This is a genomic window from Vibrio sp. WZ-1, assembly GCF_052037695.1.
Classification (GTDB): Bacteria; Pseudomonadota; Gammaproteobacteria; order Enterobacterales; family Vibrionaceae; genus Vibrio.
On the sequence record NZ_JBQEQR010000083.1, the window covers coordinates 87677 to 107710 of the forward strand.

16 protein-coding genes are annotated in these 20034 nt (G+C 45.1%); 12 read left to right on the forward strand and 4 right to left on the reverse strand.

The window, feature by feature from the left end:
• Nucleotides 1-292 precede the first annotated feature (292 nt).
• From gltB to ACTS60_RS20335, 8 genes are all read left to right on the forward strand, one after another.
• The gene (gene gltB / locus ACTS60_RS20300) at nucleotides 293-4756 is read left to right on the forward strand and encodes a glutamate synthase large subunit (RefSeq protein ID WP_440889730.1); all 4464 of its coding nucleotides are present in this window, start codon (nucleotides 293-295) and stop codon (nucleotides 4754-4756) included.
• 20 nt (nucleotides 4757-4776) lie between these two features.
• Entirely contained in the window at nucleotides 4777-6189 is a 1413-nt protein-coding gene (locus tag ACTS60_RS20305) for an FAD-dependent oxidoreductase (protein ID WP_038884203.1), read from the forward strand.
• 91 nt (nucleotides 6190-6280) lie between these two features.
• Complete coding sequence (locus ACTS60_RS20310; RefSeq protein WP_440889731.1) at nucleotides 6281-6709, forward strand: DUF1499 domain-containing protein; 429 nt, start codon at nucleotides 6281-6283, stop codon at nucleotides 6707-6709.
• A 65-nt stretch (nucleotides 6710-6774) separates the two neighbouring features.
• Nucleotides 6775-7470 (forward strand): 5'-methylthioadenosine/S-adenosylhomocysteine nucleosidase, encoded by a 696-nt coding sequence (mtnN, locus tag ACTS60_RS20315; protein WP_440889732.1) that lies wholly within the window; start codon nucleotides 6775-6777, stop codon nucleotides 7468-7470.
• Nucleotides 7471-7484: 14 nt separating this feature from the next.
• Nucleotides 7485-8438: a cobalamin biosynthesis family protein gene (locus ACTS60_RS20320; RefSeq protein ID WP_440889733.1), complete on the forward strand. Its 954-nt coding sequence runs from the start codon at nucleotides 7485-7487 to the stop codon at nucleotides 8436-8438.
• A complete protein-coding gene (gene btuF, locus ACTS60_RS20325) occupies nucleotides 8438-9262 on the forward strand; it encodes a vitamin B12 ABC transporter substrate-binding protein BtuF (protein ID WP_440889796.1) in 825 nt (274 codons plus the stop codon). The genes ACTS60_RS20320 and btuF overlap by 1 nt, the downstream gene beginning before the upstream one ends.
• A 77-nt stretch (nucleotides 9263-9339) precedes the next feature.
• Nucleotides 9340-9960, forward strand: coding sequence for a TRIC cation channel family protein (locus ACTS60_RS20330; RefSeq protein WP_017190089.1), 621 nt, complete (start codon nucleotides 9340-9342; stop codon nucleotides 9958-9960).
• A 128-nt stretch (nucleotides 9961-10088) separates the two neighbouring features.
• A complete protein-coding gene (locus ACTS60_RS20335) occupies nucleotides 10089-10955 on the forward strand; it encodes a LysR family transcriptional regulator (protein ID WP_440889734.1) in 867 nt (288 codons plus the stop codon).
• Here the strand turns inward: ACTS60_RS20335 and ACTS60_RS20340 are convergent.
• The gene (locus ACTS60_RS20340) at nucleotides 10885-11664 is read right to left on the reverse strand and encodes a TSUP family transporter (RefSeq protein ID WP_440889735.1); all 780 of its coding nucleotides are present in this window, start codon (nucleotides 11662-11664) and stop codon (nucleotides 10885-10887) included. The two genes, ACTS60_RS20335 and ACTS60_RS20340, sit on opposite strands and share 71 nt — an antisense overlap.
• A 250-nt stretch (nucleotides 11665-11914) precedes the next feature.
• Here ACTS60_RS20340 and ACTS60_RS20345 point away from each other — a divergent pair, with 250 nt between their 5' ends.
• The 4 genes from ACTS60_RS20345 to ACTS60_RS20360 all read left to right on the forward strand — a co-directional run bounded on the left by ACTS60_RS20345 (nucleotide 11915) and on the right by ACTS60_RS20360 (nucleotide 14169).
• The gene (locus tag ACTS60_RS20345; protein WP_440889736.1) at nucleotides 11915-12715 is read left to right on the forward strand and encodes a hypothetical protein; all 801 of its coding nucleotides are present in this window, start codon (nucleotides 11915-11917) and stop codon (nucleotides 12713-12715) included.
• Nucleotides 12708-13136, forward strand: a complete 429-nt coding sequence (locus ACTS60_RS20350; protein ID WP_440889737.1) for a DUF1240 domain-containing protein — start codon at nucleotides 12708-12710, stop codon at nucleotides 13134-13136. The genes ACTS60_RS20345 and ACTS60_RS20350 overlap by 8 nt, the downstream gene beginning before the upstream one ends.
• Before the next feature lie 90 nt (nucleotides 13137-13226).
• Nucleotides 13227-13652: a hypothetical protein gene (locus tag ACTS60_RS20355; protein WP_440889738.1), complete on the forward strand. Its 426-nt coding sequence runs from the start codon at nucleotides 13227-13229 to the stop codon at nucleotides 13650-13652.
• Between the two features lie 124 nt (nucleotides 13653-13776).
• Nucleotides 13777-14169: a hypothetical protein gene (locus tag ACTS60_RS20360; RefSeq protein WP_440889739.1), complete on the forward strand. Its 393-nt coding sequence runs from the start codon at nucleotides 13777-13779 to the stop codon at nucleotides 14167-14169.
• Nucleotides 14170-14251: 82 nt separating this feature from the next.
• Here ACTS60_RS20360 and carB read toward each other — a convergent pair whose 3' ends face one another.
• The 3 genes from carB to dapB form a co-directional block, all read right to left on the reverse strand.
• Entirely contained in the window at nucleotides 14252-17485 is a 3234-nt protein-coding gene (gene carB, locus ACTS60_RS20365; protein ID WP_440889740.1) for a carbamoyl-phosphate synthase large subunit, read from the reverse strand.
• Between the two features lie 16 nt (nucleotides 17486-17501).
• On the reverse strand, nucleotides 17502-18641 hold the full coding sequence (carA, locus tag ACTS60_RS20370) for a glutamine-hydrolyzing carbamoyl-phosphate synthase small subunit (protein WP_010445883.1): 1140 nt from the start codon (nucleotides 18639-18641) through the stop codon (nucleotides 17502-17504).
• 481 nt (nucleotides 18642-19122) lie between these two features.
• A complete protein-coding gene (gene dapB / locus ACTS60_RS20375) occupies nucleotides 19123-19932 on the reverse strand; it encodes a 4-hydroxy-tetrahydrodipicolinate reductase (protein WP_440889741.1) in 810 nt (269 codons plus the stop codon).
• Nucleotides 19933-20034: the final 102 nt, after the last annotated feature.

The following is a 20034-nucleotide window of genomic DNA, read 5'->3' on the forward strand; positions in this document are numbered from 1 at the left end:
TTGTAACAACAACTTTTCTATCTCACTGTTTTCCTTGAATTATTTTAGCTAATTAAATGGTAAATCGCATATTCACGCGATGATTCACTAATAACTTGACCTTTTTTACAATAAGCTATAGGTTGTGAAGTTGGTGAAAATAAAACACATAATTTTTGTTAAGATATTTGACAGCTTTTATTGAATATATATACATAAAACATAGAAAGTGACGCATAGTTAGTCATCATTATCAACTTGAGCAGTGTTGATATATCTGTCGGGATGACAGATAAGCAAAGGGAGAATTGCAATGGCTCTTTATGATCCAAGTCTTGAGAAAGACAACTGTGGATTTGGCTTAATCGCGCACATGGAAGGCGAGCAAAGCCACAAGCTGGTACGTACAGCAATTTCTGCACTTGATCGCATGACTCACCGTGGTGGCATCGCCGCCGATGGAAAAACCGGGGATGGTTGTGGCCTTCTTTTACAAAAGCCCGATTCCTACTTACGCCTTATCGCCGAAGAAAATGGCTTCAACCTTGGCAAGCAATACGCCGTAGGGATGATTTTCTTCAGCCAAGATCCGGTGAAAGCTCAACTCGCAAAAGACATCGTCAACAAAGAGCTCGCGCAAGAGACACTAACTGTTGCGGGCTGGCGTGAAGTACCAACCAATTCAGAAGTACTCGGCCCAATCGCTGCCGATTCACTTCCAGACATTCAGCAAGTCTTTATCTCTGCACCGGCAGGTTGGCGCGAGCGCGACATTGAACGTCGCCTCTACATCGCACGCCGACGCATCGAGAAACAAATCACCGAAGATCCTGATTTCTACATCTGTAGCTTGTCAACGCAAGTTCTGGTGTACAAAGGTTTGTGCATGCCTGCGGACTTACCGCGCTTCTATCTTGATCTTGCTGATCTACGCATGGAGTCTGCTATCTGCCTGTTCCACCAGCGTTTTTCAACCAATACTCAACCTCGTTGGCCTCTAGCTCAACCGTTCCGCTACCTCGCTCATAATGGTGAGATCAACACCATTGAAGGGAACCGCCAATGGGCGCGAGCTCGTGCTTACAAGTTTTCATCGCCACTGTTGCCAGATCTTCAAACTGCAGCACCATTTGTGAACGAGACAGGCTCTGACTCTTCCAGCTTGGATAATATGTTGGACCTCTTTTTAGCAGGCGGTATGGATATCTTCCGTGCTATGCGCATGCTTGTGCCACCAGCATGGCAAAATCACCCAGATATGGACCCAGATCTGCGAGCGTTTTATGACTTCAACTCCAAACATATGGAGCCATGGGATGGTCCGGCAGGTATCGTTCTGTCCGATGGTCGATACGCCGCATGTAACTTAGATCGTAATGGTCTGCGTCCTGCACGTTATGTGATAACTAAAGACAGGCTGATCACTCTAGCATCAGAGATCGGCATTTGGGATTACGCTCCGGATGAGGTTGCCGAAAAAGGGCGCGTTGGTCCAGGCGAACTGCTGGTTGTCGATACTCGCAAAGGCAAACTATGGCAATCAAGTGAGATCGATAACGATCTGAAATCTCGCCACCCTTATCGCGAATGGATGGAAAACAACGTTCGCAAACTCACGCCTTTTGCTCAGCTACCTGAAGATCAAGTAGGTGAACGTAGCTTTGATGAAGACTTGCTTAAGACTTATCAAAAACAATTTGCCATGAGCAATGAAGAAGTCGATCAAGTACTGCGTGTCCTTGGTGATATGGGCCAGGAGGCTGTCGGCTCTATGGGTGATGACACCCCGATGGCCGTCTTATCCTCTAAAGAGCGCTTGGTGACTGATTACTTCCGCCAAAAGTTTGCTCAGGTAACCAACCCGCCAATCGATCCATTGCGTGAAAAACACGTGATGTCACTGGCGACCAGTATTGGTCAGGAGATGAACGTCTTCTGTGAAACCGATGGCCACGCCTACCGAGTGACCTTCGATTCGCCAGTATTACTTTACTCAGACATGCAGCAATTACTCGAGCTTGGTGACGATCATTACCGTAATACCATTCTCGATATCAACTACGACCCACAGCAGAAAGATCTCAAACAAGCTATTGATGATCTGTGTGAGCAAGCAGAACAAGTCGTACGTGAAGGCACGGTTCTGGTGGTGCTTTCAGATCGCGCTTTAGTCAAAGGCAAGCTGCCAATTCCTGCAGCAATGGCGGTCGGTGCTGTTCAAACTCGCCTGATCGACGCCAACTTACGTTGTGATGCCAACATTGTTGTTGAGACAGCCACGGCGCGTGATCCACACCAATTTGCCGTCTTGCTTGGCTTTGGTGCCACTGCGGTTTACCCATACCTTGCTTATGAAGCGCTAGGTAAGCTCATTGATGATAAAGCGCTAGAAAAGGACTATCGCGATGTGATGCAAAACTACCAATACGGCATCAACAAAGGTCTGTACAAGATCATGTCAAAAATGGGTATTTCAACCATCGCCTCTTACCGCTGCTCGCAACTGTTTGAAGCAGTTGGCTTGAGCAAAGAAGTGGTCGACTTGTGCTTTAAAGGTGTAACAACTCGTATTGAAGGCGCGAACTTCGACGACTTCCAACAAGACTTGTACAACCTTTCTCGTAAAGCTTGGGCGAAACGTAAGGCCATCGAGCATGGCGGCTTACTGAAATACGTTCACGGTGGTGAATATCATGCCTACAACCCAGACGTGGTTGGCACACTGCAAACCGCTGTGAAATCAGGCGAAAGTAACGATTATCAGAGCTTTGCTAAGCAGGTGAACCAACGCCCTGTTGCTATGCTGCGTGACTTAATGTCACTGAAAAAATCCGATTCCCCGCTACCACTTGAGAAAATCGAACCAAGTACAGAACTCTTCAAACGCTTTGACTCGGCAGCAATGTCGATTGGTGCACTTAGCCCAGAAGCGCACGAAGCACTTGCAACAGCGATGAACCGTCTTGGTGGTTACTCTAACTCGGGTGAAGGTGGTGAAGATCCTCGCCGTTTCGGCACCGAGCGTAACTCGCGCATCAAGCAGATTGCTTCAGGTCGATTTGGTGTTACGCCTCACTACCTAACCAATGCAGACGTACTGCAGATCAAGGTGGCACAGGGTGCGAAGCCGGGTGAGGGTGGTCAGTTACCGGGACACAAAGTCACCGCAGAAATTGCAAAACTGCGTTATTCGGTACAGGGGGTGACTCTGATCTCCCCTCCTCCACACCATGATATTTATTCAATTGAAGACTTAGCCCAGCTGATCTTCGACCTAAAACAAGTCAATCCCAATGCGCTGGTTTCGGTGAAGTTAGTTTCTGAGCCAGGTGTCGGTACCATCGCTACAGGTGTCGCGAAAGCTTACGCAGATCTCATTACCATTTCGGGTTACGACGGTGGTACCGCAGCAAGCCCATTAACTTCAGTGAAATACGCAGGTAGCCCTTGGGAATTGGGACTGGCAGAAACACAACAAGCACTGGTTGCTAATGGTCTACGTCATAAGATTCGTCTACAGGTAGATGGTGGTCTAAAAACTGGTCTAGACGTGGTGAAAGCGGCGATTCTCGGTGCAGAAAGTTTCGGTTTTGGTACTGCGCCAATGGTGGCAATGGGTTGTAAGTTCCTACGTATTTGTCACCTCAACAACTGTGCAACTGGTGTTGCAACTCAAGACGAGACACTACGTAAAGAGTACTTCAAAGGTCTACCGGAAATGGTGATGAACTATTTCATCGGTCTGGCGGACGAAGTGCGCGGATTACTTGCTGAACTTGGTGTTGAAAAACTGACTGACTTGATTGGTCGTACCGATTTATTGGAAACCGTTGAAGGTCTGACAGCAAAACAAACCAAGCTGGATTTGTCGAATATCCTTGAGGCACCAGTCTCTCCAGAAGAGCACCCTCTTTACTGGACGCAACCAAATACACCATTTGATAAAGCAGAGCTAAACAACAAGATCATCGAAGACGCGTTGCAAGCAGTTGAGAAACGTCAATCAGCTAGCTTCTTCTACAACGTGATCAACACTGACCGTTCTGTTGGTGCCCGCCTATCAGGTGAAATCGCTCAGCGTTACGGCAACCAAGGCATGGCAGCGACGCCAATCAAACTGCACTTGGATGGTACTGCTGGTCAGTCGTTTGGCGTTTGGAACGCGGGTGGCGTAGAGCTGTACCTCACTGGTGATGCGAACGACTACGTAGGTAAAGGCATGGCCGGCGGGAAGGTGGTTATCAAACCTCACCTTGGTACAGCATTTAAGTGTAATGAAGCGACCATCATTGGTAACACCTGTTTGTACGGCGCGACCGGCGGTAAACTGTTTGCGGCAGGTAAAGCAGGTGAGCGTTTCGGCGTACGTAACTCAGGTACGATTGCCGTCATTGAAGGCGCTGGTGATAACGCTTGTGAGTACATGACTGGCGGCATTGTCGCCATTCTTGGCGCGACAGGCGTGAACTTCGGCGCTGGCATGACTGGCGGTTTTGCTTACGTATTAGATGAGAACCAAGACTTCCAAGGTCGCGTTAACAACGAATCGGTTGAAGCGATTTCTCTGTCGGATCTCTACATCCATCAAGAGCACTTACGTGGTCTGATTGCCGAACATCTTGAAGAAACCGGCTCTAGCCACGCAGAAGATATCTTGGCGAACTTTGATGAATGGATTCCAAAGTTCTACTTGGTGAAACCACAAGCGGCGGACTTACGCACGCTACTTGGTCACCAGAGTCGCAGTGCCGCAGAACTGCGCGTTCAAGCCCAGTAATCATGGAGGATGTTTGAATCATGAGTCAGAACGTTTATCAATTTATCGATGTTCAACGCGTAGATCCTGCGAAGAAGCCTATCAAAGTTCGTAAGATCGAGTTCGTTGAAATCTATGAACCATTTACCAAGCAACAAGCGACTGCGCAGGCGGATCGCTGCTTGGATTGTGGTAACCCATATTGTGAATGGAAGTGCCCTGTCCACAACTACATCCCACAGTGGCTAAAACTGGCCAATGAAGGCCGTATCCTCGAAGCCGTTGAGCTGTCGCATCAAACCAACAGCTTACCTGAAGTTTGTGGTCGAGTTTGCCCGCAAGATCGTCTGTGTGAGGGATCTTGTACCCTCAATGAGGACTTTGGCGCAGTCACCATAGGTAACGTTGAAAAATACATTACCGACAAAGCCTTCGAAATGGGCTGGAAGCCTGATATGTCCAAGGTGGAATGGACCGATAAAAAGGTTGCCATCATTGGTGCAGGCCCCGCAGGCTTGGCAGCCGCTGATATCCTTGTGCGTAATGGCGTGAAACCTGTCGTATTTGACCGCTATCCTGAAATTGGAGGCCTACTGACCTTCGGTATCCCTTCATTCAAGCTTGAAAAAGGTGTGATGGAAAACCGCCGCCGCGTCTTTACCGAGATGGGTGTTGAGTTCCGCATGAATGTCGAAGTGGGCAAAGATGTGCAAATGCAAGAGCTACTTGATGAATACGATGCTGTCTTTTTGGGTGTTGGTACTTACAAGTACATGCGTGCAGGGTTGGAAAATGAGGGTGCGCCGGGCGTTTACGATGCTCTGCCATTCTTGATTTCAAATACCTACAAAGTGATGGATTTAGAGCACGACCAACCATTTATCGACATGGCGAAACAACGCGTTGTGGTACTCGGTGGTGGTGATACCGCAATGGACTGTGTTCGTACCTCTATCCGCCAAGGCGCGTCAAACGTTGTATGTGCTTACCGTCGTGATGAAGCCAATATGCCAGGCTCTCGCCGTGAGGTAAAAAACGCCAAAGAAGAAGGCGTGAAGTTCATGTTCAACCTTCAACCTCTAGGGATTGAAGTGGATGCGTCAGGCAAAGTGTCGGGTGTCAAAGTGGTGAAAACCGCCCTTGGTGAGCCTGATGAAGCAGGTCGCCGACGTCCAGAGCCCGTCGAAGGCAGCGAGCACGTTTTACCTGCAGATGTAGTGATCATGGCGTTTGGTTTCCAGCCACACAAAATGGACTGGTTAGCTCCGTTTGATGTCGATTTGGATCAATGGGGTCGCATCAAAGCCCCTGCAAAGCAAGAGTTCCAATTCCAGACCAGCAACGAAAAGATCTTCGCGGGTGGCGATGCGGTGCGAGGTTCAGATCTGGTCGTCACTGCAATAGATGAAGGGCGAAAAGCGGCAGAAGGCATTCTCGATTACCTCGAAGTTTAATCACAGCTAACATCACAAAAAGGATCCTATTATTGGATCCTTTTTCTTTTGTATCCATATAATTAGAAGCAAAATTATAAGAGTAAATACAATGAAAAAAGCCGCTCTCCTTTCCATCACTTTGCTCGGCTTAACTGCTTGTAGCCAAGGAGTCACAACCATGACGGATCGTTCTCAATCACCTTGTGGTGACAAACCAAACTGCGTTTCCACCCAAGATACGCGTGAAGAATATAACCTAACGCCATTCACCCTTACCGAACCCGCGAGCATCGATGCTATTGAGCAGGTGGCGCTTAATCTGCCAGGTGCGAAAACAGCAGTGAAAGAAGGTAATTACCTGCGTATCGAGTGCACATCTAAAATCATGCGCTTTGTGGATGATTTGGAGCTCAAGATTGAAGACAACCAGTTAATTGTTCGCTCAGAATCTCGCGTTGGCTATTCAGATTTTGGGGTTAACCGAAAACGAGCGGATCAATTGCGTTTATTGTTAACCAATGCTGAGTTAATCAAATAACAACCACATCTCGGTGCAGAGTGGTATACTCTCGCCAACTTTAATTTTTATCGAAAGAGAGTGTTATGAAAGTTGGTATCATCGGTGCGATGGAACAAGAAGTCACCATCCTGAAAGAAGCAATGACAAACTGCGAAACAGTAAACAAAGCAGGTTGTACGTTTTTCTCAGGTCAGATTAACGACGTTGATGTGGTACTGCTTCAATCTGGCATCGGTAAAGTAGCGGCAGCGGTTGGCACAACTGTTCTTCTAGATGAATACCAACCTGACGTTGTTATTAACACTGGCTCTGCGGGCGGCTTTGACTCAAGCCTAAACCTAGGTGATGTAGTCATCTCGACTGAAGTTCGTCACCACGATGCAGACGTAACGGCGTTTGGTTACGAAATCGGTCAAATGGCAGGTCAACCAGCAGCATTCAAAGCGGATGAGAAGCTAATGGACCTTGCTGAAAAAGCATTGGCTCAAATGGAAAACACCCACGCTGTTCGCGGTCTGATCTGTACTGGTGATGCGTTTGTTTGCACTGCAGAGCGCCAAGAGTTCATTCGTAAACACTTCCCATCAGTTATCGCTGTAGAAATGGAAGCATCTGCTATCGCTCAAACTTGTCACCAATTCAACACACCGTTTGTTGTTGTGCGTGCAATCTCTGACGTAGCAGACAAAGAATCACCAATGAGCTTCGAAGAGTTCCTGCCGCTAGCAGCGAAAAGCTCTTCAGAAATGGTATTCAAAATGTTGGAACTGATTAAGTAAGTCTGTCGAATTTCATGGAAGAAACCTTTCAGCAGTTTTATGCCAACGGTGCGCTCCTTGTCATGTGGGGCGCATTGTTATTTCACCTTTTAATTCCTATTCCTCACGCAGCTCACCCAGTCACTTTGTGGCATAAGTTCGCCGAACAACTGGCGAGCAAGGTCAATACCAACCACAGCTACTCACAGAGTGTTATCTCTGGCGGACTCGCACTAGTTCTCATGCTTGTACCTTGCTTGATATTACTTCTCGCAATGAAACCTTTGGTTTGGCAAGCGCCGTTATTTGAGCTGGCACTCATGCTTATCGCTCTTGATTGGCGTAATAACGAATCACTGGCCAAACAACTCGTCACCGCAATGTCGAATGAGAACAAAGCTCAATGCCGAGCACTACTCAAACCTTACCTGAACCGTGATACAGAGAGCTTATCTCTATTAGGCATTGGTAAAGCAGGAGCTGAGACCATCATCATGGGATACGGACGTAACGTAGTGTGCGTATTGTTTTGGTATGGATTAACTGGTGGAATTGGCGCACTGATGTATCGCCTAACAGCAGAACTTGCTCGAGCATGGTCTCCGAGTCGTCACCAATACAAGCCATTTGGAAAACCAGCCATTCAATTGACCGCAGCGTTAGAAATTGTTCCTTTACGCTTATTTGCCATCTTCATTAGCATTGGTAAAAATCTGTCGAATGTTGCAACTGCTATGCTTCAACAAGCAAAATCTTGGCCGCTTCCAGGTCCGGCATGGTTGTTGTGCTCAATTGGTAACAAGCTTCAATTGTCACTTGGTGGCCCCGCTTTGTATCAAGGACAGCGAGCCGAGCGTGCAAAAATTGGTGGTCGCATTGCGCCCTCCGCTATCCACCTAGCGCAAATCCAAACATTGATAGTTTGGCGTATCTTTGCTTGGATTATTATCCAAAGCCTTATTCTCGGATTCATTTATCAAGGACTATGATGAACAAACTTTGCTTTGCCCTCCCTCTTATCTTTTCTGCCGTTTCTTTTGCCAATGAGCCTGCTCAACGTGTCATCAGCCTAGCACCACACGCAACGGAAATCGCTTATGCTGCAGGACTTGGAGACAAACTGATTGCAGCCAGTGAGATGAGTGACTACCCAGAGCAAGCCAAGGACCTAGAAAAAGTATCTAACTATCAAGGCATTAAACTCGAACGCATCATCGCCCTGCAGCCCGACTTAGTTATCGCTTGGCCTGCAGGGAATCCTGCTAAAGAACTTGAGAAGCTCACACAATTTGGTATCCCTATCTACTATTCAACAACAGGGACGCTAGAAGACATAGCCAAGAATATTGAGCAGCTCAGCCAGTACAGTGAAAAACCGAATGTAGGACAAAAGGCCGCAGCAGATTTTCGCGCGCAACTGGAAGTACTAAAAGAAAAATACAATACCGAAGATAAAGTCAGCTACTTCTATCAGTTAAGTGAAAAACCGATCATCACTGTTGCAGGCAAGAATTGGCCAAGTGAAGTTTTCACCTTCTGCGGTGGAGAGAATATCTTTGCCAAAGGCAGTGCCCCTTACCCGCAAGTCAGTATCGAGCAAGTGATTACTCGCCAACCCGAAGTCCTATTTACCTCTCGCCATGCCATGAGTGATGATGGTATGTGGGCAGAGTGGAAAAACGACATCCCTGCATTAAAAAATGACCATGTTTGGTCACTTAATTCCGATTGGATCAACCGACCAACCCCGAGAACCTTAAACGCGATCACAGAGGTGTGCGAACACTTTGAAACCGTTCGGCAAAAACGCTAACGTTTCCGTTGGAAATCCCGTACAATTTCCGTCCCATTTCTGTTCCCCCACAATTTGTTTATAAGGTACCAAGTAACATGGACTCCATGCTGCTTTATATGATCGATTTATTCGGTACTGCTGTCTTTGCGGTTTCTGGTGTTTTGCTCGCAGGCCGATTAAAGATGGATCCTTTTGGTGTGATCGTGCTCGGTAGTGTGACCGCTATTGGTGGTGGCACTATTCGTGATATGGCGCTTGGCGCAACCCCGGTATTCTGGATCACTGACACTACCTATCTTTGGGTAATATTCATTACCTGCTTGCTCACTATGATTCTGGTTCGTCGTCCTAAACGTCTACCTTGGTGGGTGCTTCCTGTCTGTGACGCGATTGGTTTGGCAGTGTTTGTTGGTATCGGTGTCGAAAAAGCCCTGGCCTACAACGCATCCGGCATGGTAGCGGTTATCATGGGTGTCATTACTGGCTGCGGTGGTGGCATTATTCGCGATGTGCTAGCTCGTGAAGTGCCAATGGTTTTAAGAAGCGAAGTCTACGCGACCGCATGTATCATCGGCGGTATTTTCCACACCACGGCATTGAGCATGGGTCATGACCACTCTTTCGCCCTACTCGCTGGCGTCGTTTCAACATTGATTATTCGCCTTGGTGCGATTCGCTGGCACTTATCACTGCCAACCTTTGCCATCAATCGATAATCTTCAGCCAATTAACTGAAAAGAGCCGTCCTAATCGATGGCTCTTTTTGTTTGCCCCAAACGCCTATCGCTTCTCGCACAAAGCTTAGTTATATTAAGGCTATTATTCCCAACATTCATGGATAGACATGTTACTGGAAGGCATCGAAACACTCTTGGTATTGAGTAAAGAAAAGACCATGAGTCGTACTGGAAGTCAGCTTTACATCAGCCAATCAGCAGTCAGCAAACGCATTGCGAACCTAGAAAAAAAACTAGGGAAAAAATTGATAGAACCAAATGGTCGCCATATAAAGCTCACTTCCGATGCTACAGCACTAATAAGCACTATAGAGCCTACGTTTAATGAGTTGCGTGGGCAGATACATGACCAACAAGAACTCGAAGATTCGTCATTGATAAGGATGGACTGTTCGGAAACGTTAGTTGCAGGTTACCTCAGCTTGATCATGGAAGAGCGCTTGGCCCAAGATCCTTACCTCAGAATTTCAACCAACCATACACCACGCATCGTCGAAAACGTAAAATCAGGCAAAGCCACTCTTGGATTCTGCGCGGGCTACTTACCTCCGCATCATGGTTTGATGAGTTTTCATCTAGCAGATGAACCTTTCTCTATCATCAGCAGACATGAGCTCACAAAGATACCAAAAGCAATTCTGACCAATGACTTAAATAACCCAGCCAACACTTATCAGCAGGCAGTGCTCTCTAAACACAATATCCAACCTTTAATGGAAATGGACTCGTACACGGCTGCTGCACAATTAGCGTTAGGTGGTATGGCACCAGCTTTAATTCCAAGGTCGATCATTAAAACACTGAATATCGCCGAGGAATACTGCTACAACTTTGAGGAACTCGCGCCCTTGATTCGTCCAATGCACATCTGCCTACGCCACAACGCCTACCGTAATGAACGAGTTAAAATAGTGATAGAAGCCATTGTTGATGTTGTTGCCAAAGAAGTTTCGCCGCCATCAGCATTGACATAGTTATAACTAAAGGTCGAATCCATTTTTGACCTTTGGTGACGACAACTTTGGCACCAAGTTGAGCACCAATAAAGCCACCTACCGCCATGGTCAGACCGATTTCCCACACAGGCAAACCAGCAAGAATAAAGAACAGTAGCGCCGCAATATTTGAGGTGAAGTTAAGAATCTTAGTACGAGCGGTCGCATCAACCAAAGAGAAGTGACCAAGTGCGACAAAGCAAAGCGCAAAGATAGAGCCAGTACCTGGACCAAAAAAGCCATCGTAAAAGCCCACGCCGCCACCAACGCACAAAGCGAACATCGCTTCAGAAAGCTTCGGCTCCCCTTCCGCTGTTTTAGAGGTAGAGGAGAGCAAAAAGTAGAGAGAAATCGCAATCAGCAATACAGGGATAAGGCTAGTTAGTATACCTGCATCGATAAACTGCACAGCTTCTGCACCAATAGCAGAGCCAATAAAGGTGCATAGAATCGCTAAGCGCATCTCTTTAAGGCTAACAATACCATTACGCACAAAATACCAACTGGCAGAAAAACTTCCGAATGAGCTTTGTAACTTGTTGGTCGCTAGCGCCTGAGTGGGACTGAGCCCCGCCGCCAATAAAGCAGGCAGAGTCAATAGGCCACCACCACCAGCCATGGCATCGATAAATCCCGCTGCCGATGCAACAAAAAACAATGCAACTAAAATCTCAAAAGTGATTTCCACTTATGCGTCCTTGTAAAAATATGTAACGAAGAGAAGGCAACGATAGCACCACCACACCAACGCGCAAAAGGAAACTCAAGACACCAACCTATTCCAGATTTTCATCATTTAACTTAAAAAACAATAAATAACAAAATAGATTATTACACAAAGACTTTTAACTCCGCCCAATAAATAACAACAATGGCTTACCCCATCAATGAATTGATGCAAAATAATTATCAATCCAGATAACTAAAATTTAAAAACCATGTATCCAGTAACTTCTCAAGATAACTCACCTAAAAAAGAAATCTATATTTTTTCAATCGAAAATTTTGACACTACACTAAAAGCATACTTAAAAAACAAAGTAGAGCTTACTCGTTGGGAGAATCTCAAAAAGGCATTCGAAAACTCTTCAAACTACTACGCATCTGCTGATGATTTAGTATTGTTGGCTAAGCTAACAAGCTACATACATGGCACAAACACCATAATTAGTATTGATTATTTAAATGGACAGCCTCATCTAACTATGCAAGGTAGTCCGGTATTAAAGTCCAGGCTATCTGGTTTCACTAAACTGAGCTCTCCACCTATAGTAACCCACATTGCAATTGGAACTAAGGACACTATAAGTTCAGTTCTTAAAGGCGGGCTAATTACCGTTGTACTCGTTAGTTCATTCAGGGTATTAGATTTATTTTTCTCCGCAAAAAACAAACATACTTTATCTAAGTTTCTTGGTGCAGTTTCAACAGATATATTGAAAGTAGGTATTTCAGCTGCTCTATCGATCCTTGCAGTAAAGGCTTCAACTGGTTTAGCTTACGCAAGCACAGCAATGACGACCGGCCCTTTAATTCTGGCTATATCTGTTGGAATACTATCAGGCTACGCATTGAATAAGATAGATGAACACTACAAGATCACTACCAATCTTCAAAAAGCAATTCACGACATGATAAAAAATAAGCCAACCCTCAATGAAGATATTAATAGTATAAAGTCAACTATTGTTAAAAACCTGAAAAATTCTGGATACCGAGGCGTATTTAAAAATGAATAATAACGAAAGAAAATTAGACAACAAAAAATACATTCTTCTATCCTCAATAATCTTCTCCATAATTGGAATCTTGATGATTAATATATCAATAGTTGAAATGATTAATTTTATCAAAAGCATAGAGAGCGAAGAAAGTAGTGTAAATTTTTCACGTTCATCCATAGCCTTAACTTCTGGATCAATGTTATTTGTATTTTTCTCCGGCTACTCTTTAGTTGCATTAATTAGAAATAAAAAATTCTCCCAAAAGACAAATGATGTAATGTTAAAAATATTTTTTACAATATCTTTCATATCTATAATATCACCATACCCTGTTAGCTACTATTTAGAGAAAATTGCACTAGAAAATGGATATGAATACTCAGAAAAATTAAGCCAGTCCTGGTTATATGATAAGAACTACGTTTATGTAAAGTGATAAAACTTAGAAATCCAATATTATTTGGATTAATTACCCTCTACATTAGATATAAATAGAATATTAACAAATGAGTAAAGGGCTATAATAATGACACATGGTAACTATGATAGAAAACAAGCATTATTCTACTTGATATTCTTACTCGTATCATCAACCTCTCTATTTATATACTCACTAAAAGGCATAACTGGCTTCTATGACAATATAACCACTAAAAGTGAAATAGCAACTTTTGAACAAGTATATGTATATATGCTTGGAGCGAGTTTCATTCTTTTTGAATGCTTGAGAATACTTGTTATCTCAATTATATCAAATAACTTTGTAACTAAGAGTCAATTCAAAAAATCAAGTAAGATTTTTTTAGCACTCTCTGTAACTACTTTTTTATCATTATACCCTGCAACTATCTTAGCTGGTGTATTTGCTAAGCCTAATAACTATACATTTAGCAAAGACGAATCGACTTACAATATTTTACTGGAAAAGAGAGCATACAAAATAAATAAGTAATTAGAGTTTATTTTATAACTACCACACTGATAGAGCTCAGCATGTGGAGTACTGATCTAATTATGAGTTACTTCGTAATGTCGGACACATACCAAATTTCAGTTTAAAAATTAAAGAGGGTCACATGACTAAAATGGTTCTCCCTATAGCTTTATATCTATGCTTGACCATTGGTCTAGCAATAAGCCTAAACATCTGGAATGAGTGGTTTTCTATCACTCAACAAATGGAACTCGATACTTATTTCATTCTCTTCGGTGCCATAACTGCAACAGTAATATGTGTTCCAAATATTCTGACGATAAGCAAAGGCTTGAGTATTGCAGCTAAAGTAAACTTGGTAACCATTGCGTTTATTCTGGTTACTTGTAGCGCTAATTTTGTTATTACAAATGGCAGTACTATTGCTTCATCTTTAGGGACGTTACTTTCAGTTATCAGTTTGATGCTATACAAAAGTCCGCTCTACCAAGCTTTCTTAGCGCACTTCAATTCTCTTCATTTTAAGAAACCTTAAAGACAAAAAAAGCCCGCTCAAATGAGCGGGCAATGAGGTTGTCATATAAGCCCTATTTTCCGGGCTTACTGATTTTTATCTATTACGCTTCTAGGCTAGCTTTCACTTTTGCGTGTAGCTCTTGAACCGAAGTTACCGTGCTCTTCGCGTCTGCAGTGTGTGCCATACAAGTTGCGAATGCAGCGTTTAGTGTTGTCGTGTAGTTCACTTTCTCAGCCAGTGCACCGCGACGAAGAACTTTAGAGTCTTCAATCGCTTGACGGCCAGCAGCAGTGTTCACGATGTAGGTGTACTCGTTGTTCTTGATACGGTCAAGAATATGAGGACGACCTTCGTGTACTTTGTTTACTAGACGTGGGTTAATACCCGCTTCGCCAAGAATCACTGCTGTACCGTGTGTTGCATCCAGCTGGTAACCAAGTTTTGTCAACTTAGACGCTAGGTCCACAACGCGCTCTTTGTCACCTGCACGAACAGACAGTAGTGCACGACCACCTTCTGGGTAAATGTTGCCACAACCCAATTCAGCTTTAGAGTACGCTTCAGCAAACGTTGCACCAACACCCATAACCTCACCAGTAGAGCGCATTTCTGGGCCTAACAGTGGGTCAACACCAGGGAACTTGTTGAATGGAAGTACAACTTCTTTCACTGAGTAGTAAGGTGGGATGATTTCTTTCGTAAAGCCTTGAGCTTCAAGCGATTGACCCGCCATTACACGCGCAGCAATCTTAGCGATTGGTGCACCCGTTGCTTTAGATACGAACGGTACTGTACGTGCTGCACGAGGGTTCACCTCGATTAGGTATACTTGGTTGTTCTTAACCGCAAACTGCGTGTTCATCAGACCACGAACACCCAACTCAAACGCTAGCTTTTCAACTTGCTCGCGCATTACGTCTTGGATTTCTTGGCTTAGCGTGTATGCAGGAAGAGAACATGCTGAGTCACCTGAGTGAACACCCGCTTGCTCGATGTGCTCCATGATACCGCCGATAACCACGCGCTCACCGTCACAGATAGCATCGATATCGACTTCAACTGCGTCGTCTAGGAAGCTATCAAGAAGAACTGGAGATTCGTTTGATACGCTAACTGCTTCGTTGAAGTAGCGACGTAGGTCTTGCTCATCGTATACGATTTCCATCGCACGACCACCAAGTACGTAAGAAGGACGTACAACCAGTGGGTAACCGATTTCACGAGATTTCTCTACCGCTTGTTCCATCGTCGTTACTGTCGCGTTTTCTGGCTGTAGAAGACCTAGGCGGTCAACAGCAACTTGGAAACGCTCACGGTCTTCTGCACGGTCGATTGCATCAGGGCTAGTACCGATGATTGGTACGCCAGCCGCTTCAAGTGCGCGAGCCAGTTTCAGTGGTGTTTGACCACCGTATTGAACGATAACGCCTTTTGGCTTCTCAACACGAGCGATTGCTAGTACGTCTTCCAGTGTTACTGGTTCGAAGTACAGACGGTCAGACGTGTCGTAGTCTGTTGAAACTGTCTCAGGGTTACAGTTAACCATGATAGTTTCGTAGCCATCTTCTCGCAGTGCTAGCGATGCGTGTACACAACAGTAGTCAAATTCGATACCTTGGCCGATACGGTTTGGACCGCCGCCTAGAATCATGATCTTGTCTTTGTCTGTTGGGTTCGCTTCACACTCGTCATCGTAAGATGAGTACATGTAAGCTGTATCAGAAGAGAACTCAGCCGCACACGTATCAACGCGTTTGTACACTGGGTGGATGTCGTACTGGTCACGTAGACGACGGATTTCGCTTTCCGCAACACCTAGAATCTTAGATAGGCGCGCATCAGCAAAACCTTTGCGCTTCAGCTTGTTTAGTTCTTCTTTGTTTAGACCAGCGAAGCCTTTTGCTTTTAGCTCTTGCTCAAGCTTCACGATGTCTTCGATTTGAACTAGGAACCAACGGTCGATTTGCGTTAGGTTGAATACGCCATCTACTGACATACCCGCACGGAATGCATCCGCGATGTACCAAATACGCTCTGCGCCTGCTTCTTTCAGCTCATGGCGGATTTTCGTCAGTGCATCTGGCGCATCTAGGTCAACCATCTCATCAAAGCCTGTCGCACCAACTTCTAGACCGCGAAGTGCTTTTTGTAGTGATTCTTGTTGGTTACGACCAATTGCCATTACCTCACCAACTGACTTCATTTGCGTCGTTAGACGGTCGTTAGCACCAGCAAATTTCTCGAAGTTAAAGCGAGGAATCTTAGTTACTACGTAGTCGATTGTTGGTTCGAATGATGCTGGCGTAGCGCCACCAGTAATATCATTCATTAGCTCGTCTAGCGTAAAGCCAACTGCCAGTTTCGCTGCAATCTTAGCGATTGGGAAACCTGTTGCTTTCGATGCTAGAGCAGAAGAGCGAGATACACGTGGGTTCATCTCGATGATAACCATACGGCCATCTTTCGGGTTGATACCAAACTGTACGTTAGAACCACCTGTTTCAACGCCAATCTCACGCAGTACTGCTAGAGATGCATTACGCATTAGCTGGTATTCTTTGTCTGTTAGTGTTTGCGCTGGTGCAACCGTGATTGAGTCACCCGTGTGGATGCCCATTGGGTCGAAGTTTTCAATCGCACATACGATGATGCAGTTGTCCGCTTTGTCACGAACCACTTCCATCTCGTACTCTTTCCAACCGATAAGCGATTCATCGATAAGAAGCTCGTTAGTTGGCGACAGGTCTAGACCGCGACGACAAATTTCCTCGAACTCTTCTTTGTTGTATGCGATACCGCCACCAGTACCACCCATAGTAAATGATGGACGGATGATACATGGGAAGCCAACCATATCGAGTACAGCGTAAGCTTCTTCCATCGTTTTTGCAGTATCTGCACGTGGACACTCAAGGCCGATAGACTTCATCGCTTTATCGAAACGAGAACGGTCTTCCGCTTTGTCGATTGCGTCAGCAGTCGCACCGATCATCTCAACGCCGAACTCTTCAAGAACACCGTGCTTCTCTAGGTCTAGTGCACAGTTCAATGCAGTTTGACCACCCATTGTTGGCAGTACTGCATCCGGCTTTTCTTTCGCGATGATGTTGCGAACCACTTCCCATTGGATTGGCTCGATGTAAGTTGCATCCGCCATGTCTGGGTCAGTCATGATGGTTGCAGGGTTAGAGTTTACTAGGATAACTCGGTAACCCTCTTCACGCAGTGCTTTACACGCTTGTGCGCCAGAGTAGTCAAACTCACATGCCTGACCGATAACAATCGGACCAGCACCAAGAATAAGAATACTTTGAATGTCAGTACGTTTTGGCATTATCTACTACTCCGAATTAAGCGCTGTGTTTTTTGATTAGTTCGATAAAGTGGTCAAATAGCGGTGCCGCGTCGTGTGGACCTGGGCTCGCTTCAGGGTGACCTTGGAAGCTAAATGCTGGCTTGTCTGTGCGGTGAATACCTTGTAGAGAGCCATCAAATAGCGATACGTGAGTAGCACGTAGATTTTCAGGTAGTGTTGCTTCGTCTGCTGCAAAACCGTGGTTCTGCGACGTAATCATCACAACATTACGCTCCAAATCTTTTACTGGGTGGTTTGCGCCGTGGTGACCAAACTTCATTTTCACTGTTTGTGCACCCGATGCTAGCGCAAGGATTTGGTGGCCTAGACAGATACCAAAGATTGGCAGGCCTTTTTCTAGGAATACTTTTGTCGCTTCAATCGCGTAAGTACATGGTTCTGGGTCGCCAGGGCCGTTTGATAGGAAAACGCCATCTGGGTTTAGAGCCAGAACTTCTTCTGCTGAAGTTTCAGCAGGAACAACCGTTAGGCGGCAGCCTCGGTCAACCAACATGCGCAGGATGTTGCGTTTTGCGCCGAAGTCGTAGGCAACAACGTGATATGGCAATTCGCTGTCGTCTTTCGCTTCTGGAAGTCCACCCTCAAGCGTCCACGAACCTTGTTTCCATTGATACGCTTCTTTTGTTGTAACCTCTTTCGCAAGATCCATACCTTTCAAGCCAGGGAATTCTTTTGCTTTCGCTAATGCCAAAGCTTCATCTAGGTTGTTACCTGCAACGATACAACCGTTTTGCGCACCTTTCTCACGTAGGATACGAGTCAGCTTACGAGTATCGATGTCTGCAATGCCGACGATATTTTGCGACTTGAGGTAATCAGAAAGGGATTGTTCATTACGGAAGTTAGAAGCGATAAGAGGAAGATCGCGAATCACAAGGCCTTGTGCGTGGATTGAAGAAGATTCTTCGTCTTCGGAATTGGTTCCGGTATTGCCAATGTGAGGATAAGTGAGAGTAACGATTTGTTGAGAATAGGAAGGATCAGTGAGAATTTCTTGGTACCCCGTCATCGAGGTATTAAAAACAACTTCACCAACGGAAATACCATCTGCTCCAATGGAAACACCGCGGAACACTGTCCCATCTTCTAGGACTAACAGTGCTAATTTACCCAAGACAACCTCCAGAATAAAAATGCATAAAAAATAAATTAAGCTGCAAATCTGCCTTCCTTTACCTTGAAAACTTACATAAACAGGTATTTTTGACAAATTGGCGGTATTCTAATGACGGACTTCAAAACTGTCAACACACATTGAAAAATAAATTATTACTTTCTAGCGAGTAAGGGCATTTAAACAGAAAAAGCCCTAAAATTGTAAGTTTTATCGTTATCCATTCCCGACAGTTGGCCTTTTTTGTAAATTTTACAAATTTGAACTTATTGCAGATCACAAAATTTTGTGAGTTTTTTGCGCAAACGTTCATCACACAAAAACAACCTCTACTTTTGAGTGATTCAAGTATTTTTCATAACAAGACACCCAAAAACACACAATAACTCAAGATGAAATCGCAGATGGCCCGACTCAATTTCTTTACATATTTTCCTCTAAATACAAAAAAGCCGGCTTACGCCGGCGAATAATTATGTATTTAAAGCTCGTTCAAGCCGAGCACATCGGTCATGGTATAGAAGCCTGAAGGCTTAGAATTAAGCCAAACTGCTGCTTTTACCGCACCATTTGCAAAGGTCATGCGATCAGTTGCTTTATGGGTAATTTCGACACGCTCACCAATATCAGCAAACATTGCGGTATGCTCACCAATGATGTCGCCCGCACGAATTGTCGCGAAACCTATTTCGTCTTTGGTGCGCTCACCAGTAATGCCTTCACGTGCGTATACCGCAACATCACTTAGCTTATTACCCATCGCGCCAGCAATCGCTTCACCCATTCCAATCGCGGTACCTGATGGTGCATCCACTTTATGGCGGTGATGCGCTTCGACGATTTCAACATCACAGTAGTCTCCCATCACTTTGGCGGCTTTCTCCAAAAGCTTGAAGACAAGGTTTACCCCAACAGAGTAGTTCGGAGCCATGACAACAGGCACTTGCTTAGCAGCTTCATCAATCAGTTCACGTTCTTCCTCACTGAAGCCCGTCGTACCAATCACAATACTCTTACCATGCTGCTTACAAAGCTCTAGATTCGCTAGCGTGCTCACTGGAGCAGTAAAGTCGATGACAACGTCAAAGTTGTCGACTTCTTTTGCTAAATCATCTGTCAGAAAGACATCAAACTTACCTTCACCACACAATTCACCGATATCAACACCAACTAGTGAAGACTCTGGACGTTCCGAGCCTGCTGTGACAGAGGCTTCTGGATTTAAGTGTGAGGCTTTTACTAGGTTGCGACCCATACGGCCAGCCGCTCCTGCGATTGCAATACGAACCATTGCGCTTTCTCTCCTTCTCTGGATAACGAGGCTTGTTCTCGTTCTCTTTCGTTTCGCGGTATCTTTTTAAACTAACAATATCCCGAGTTAACCACAAGATAG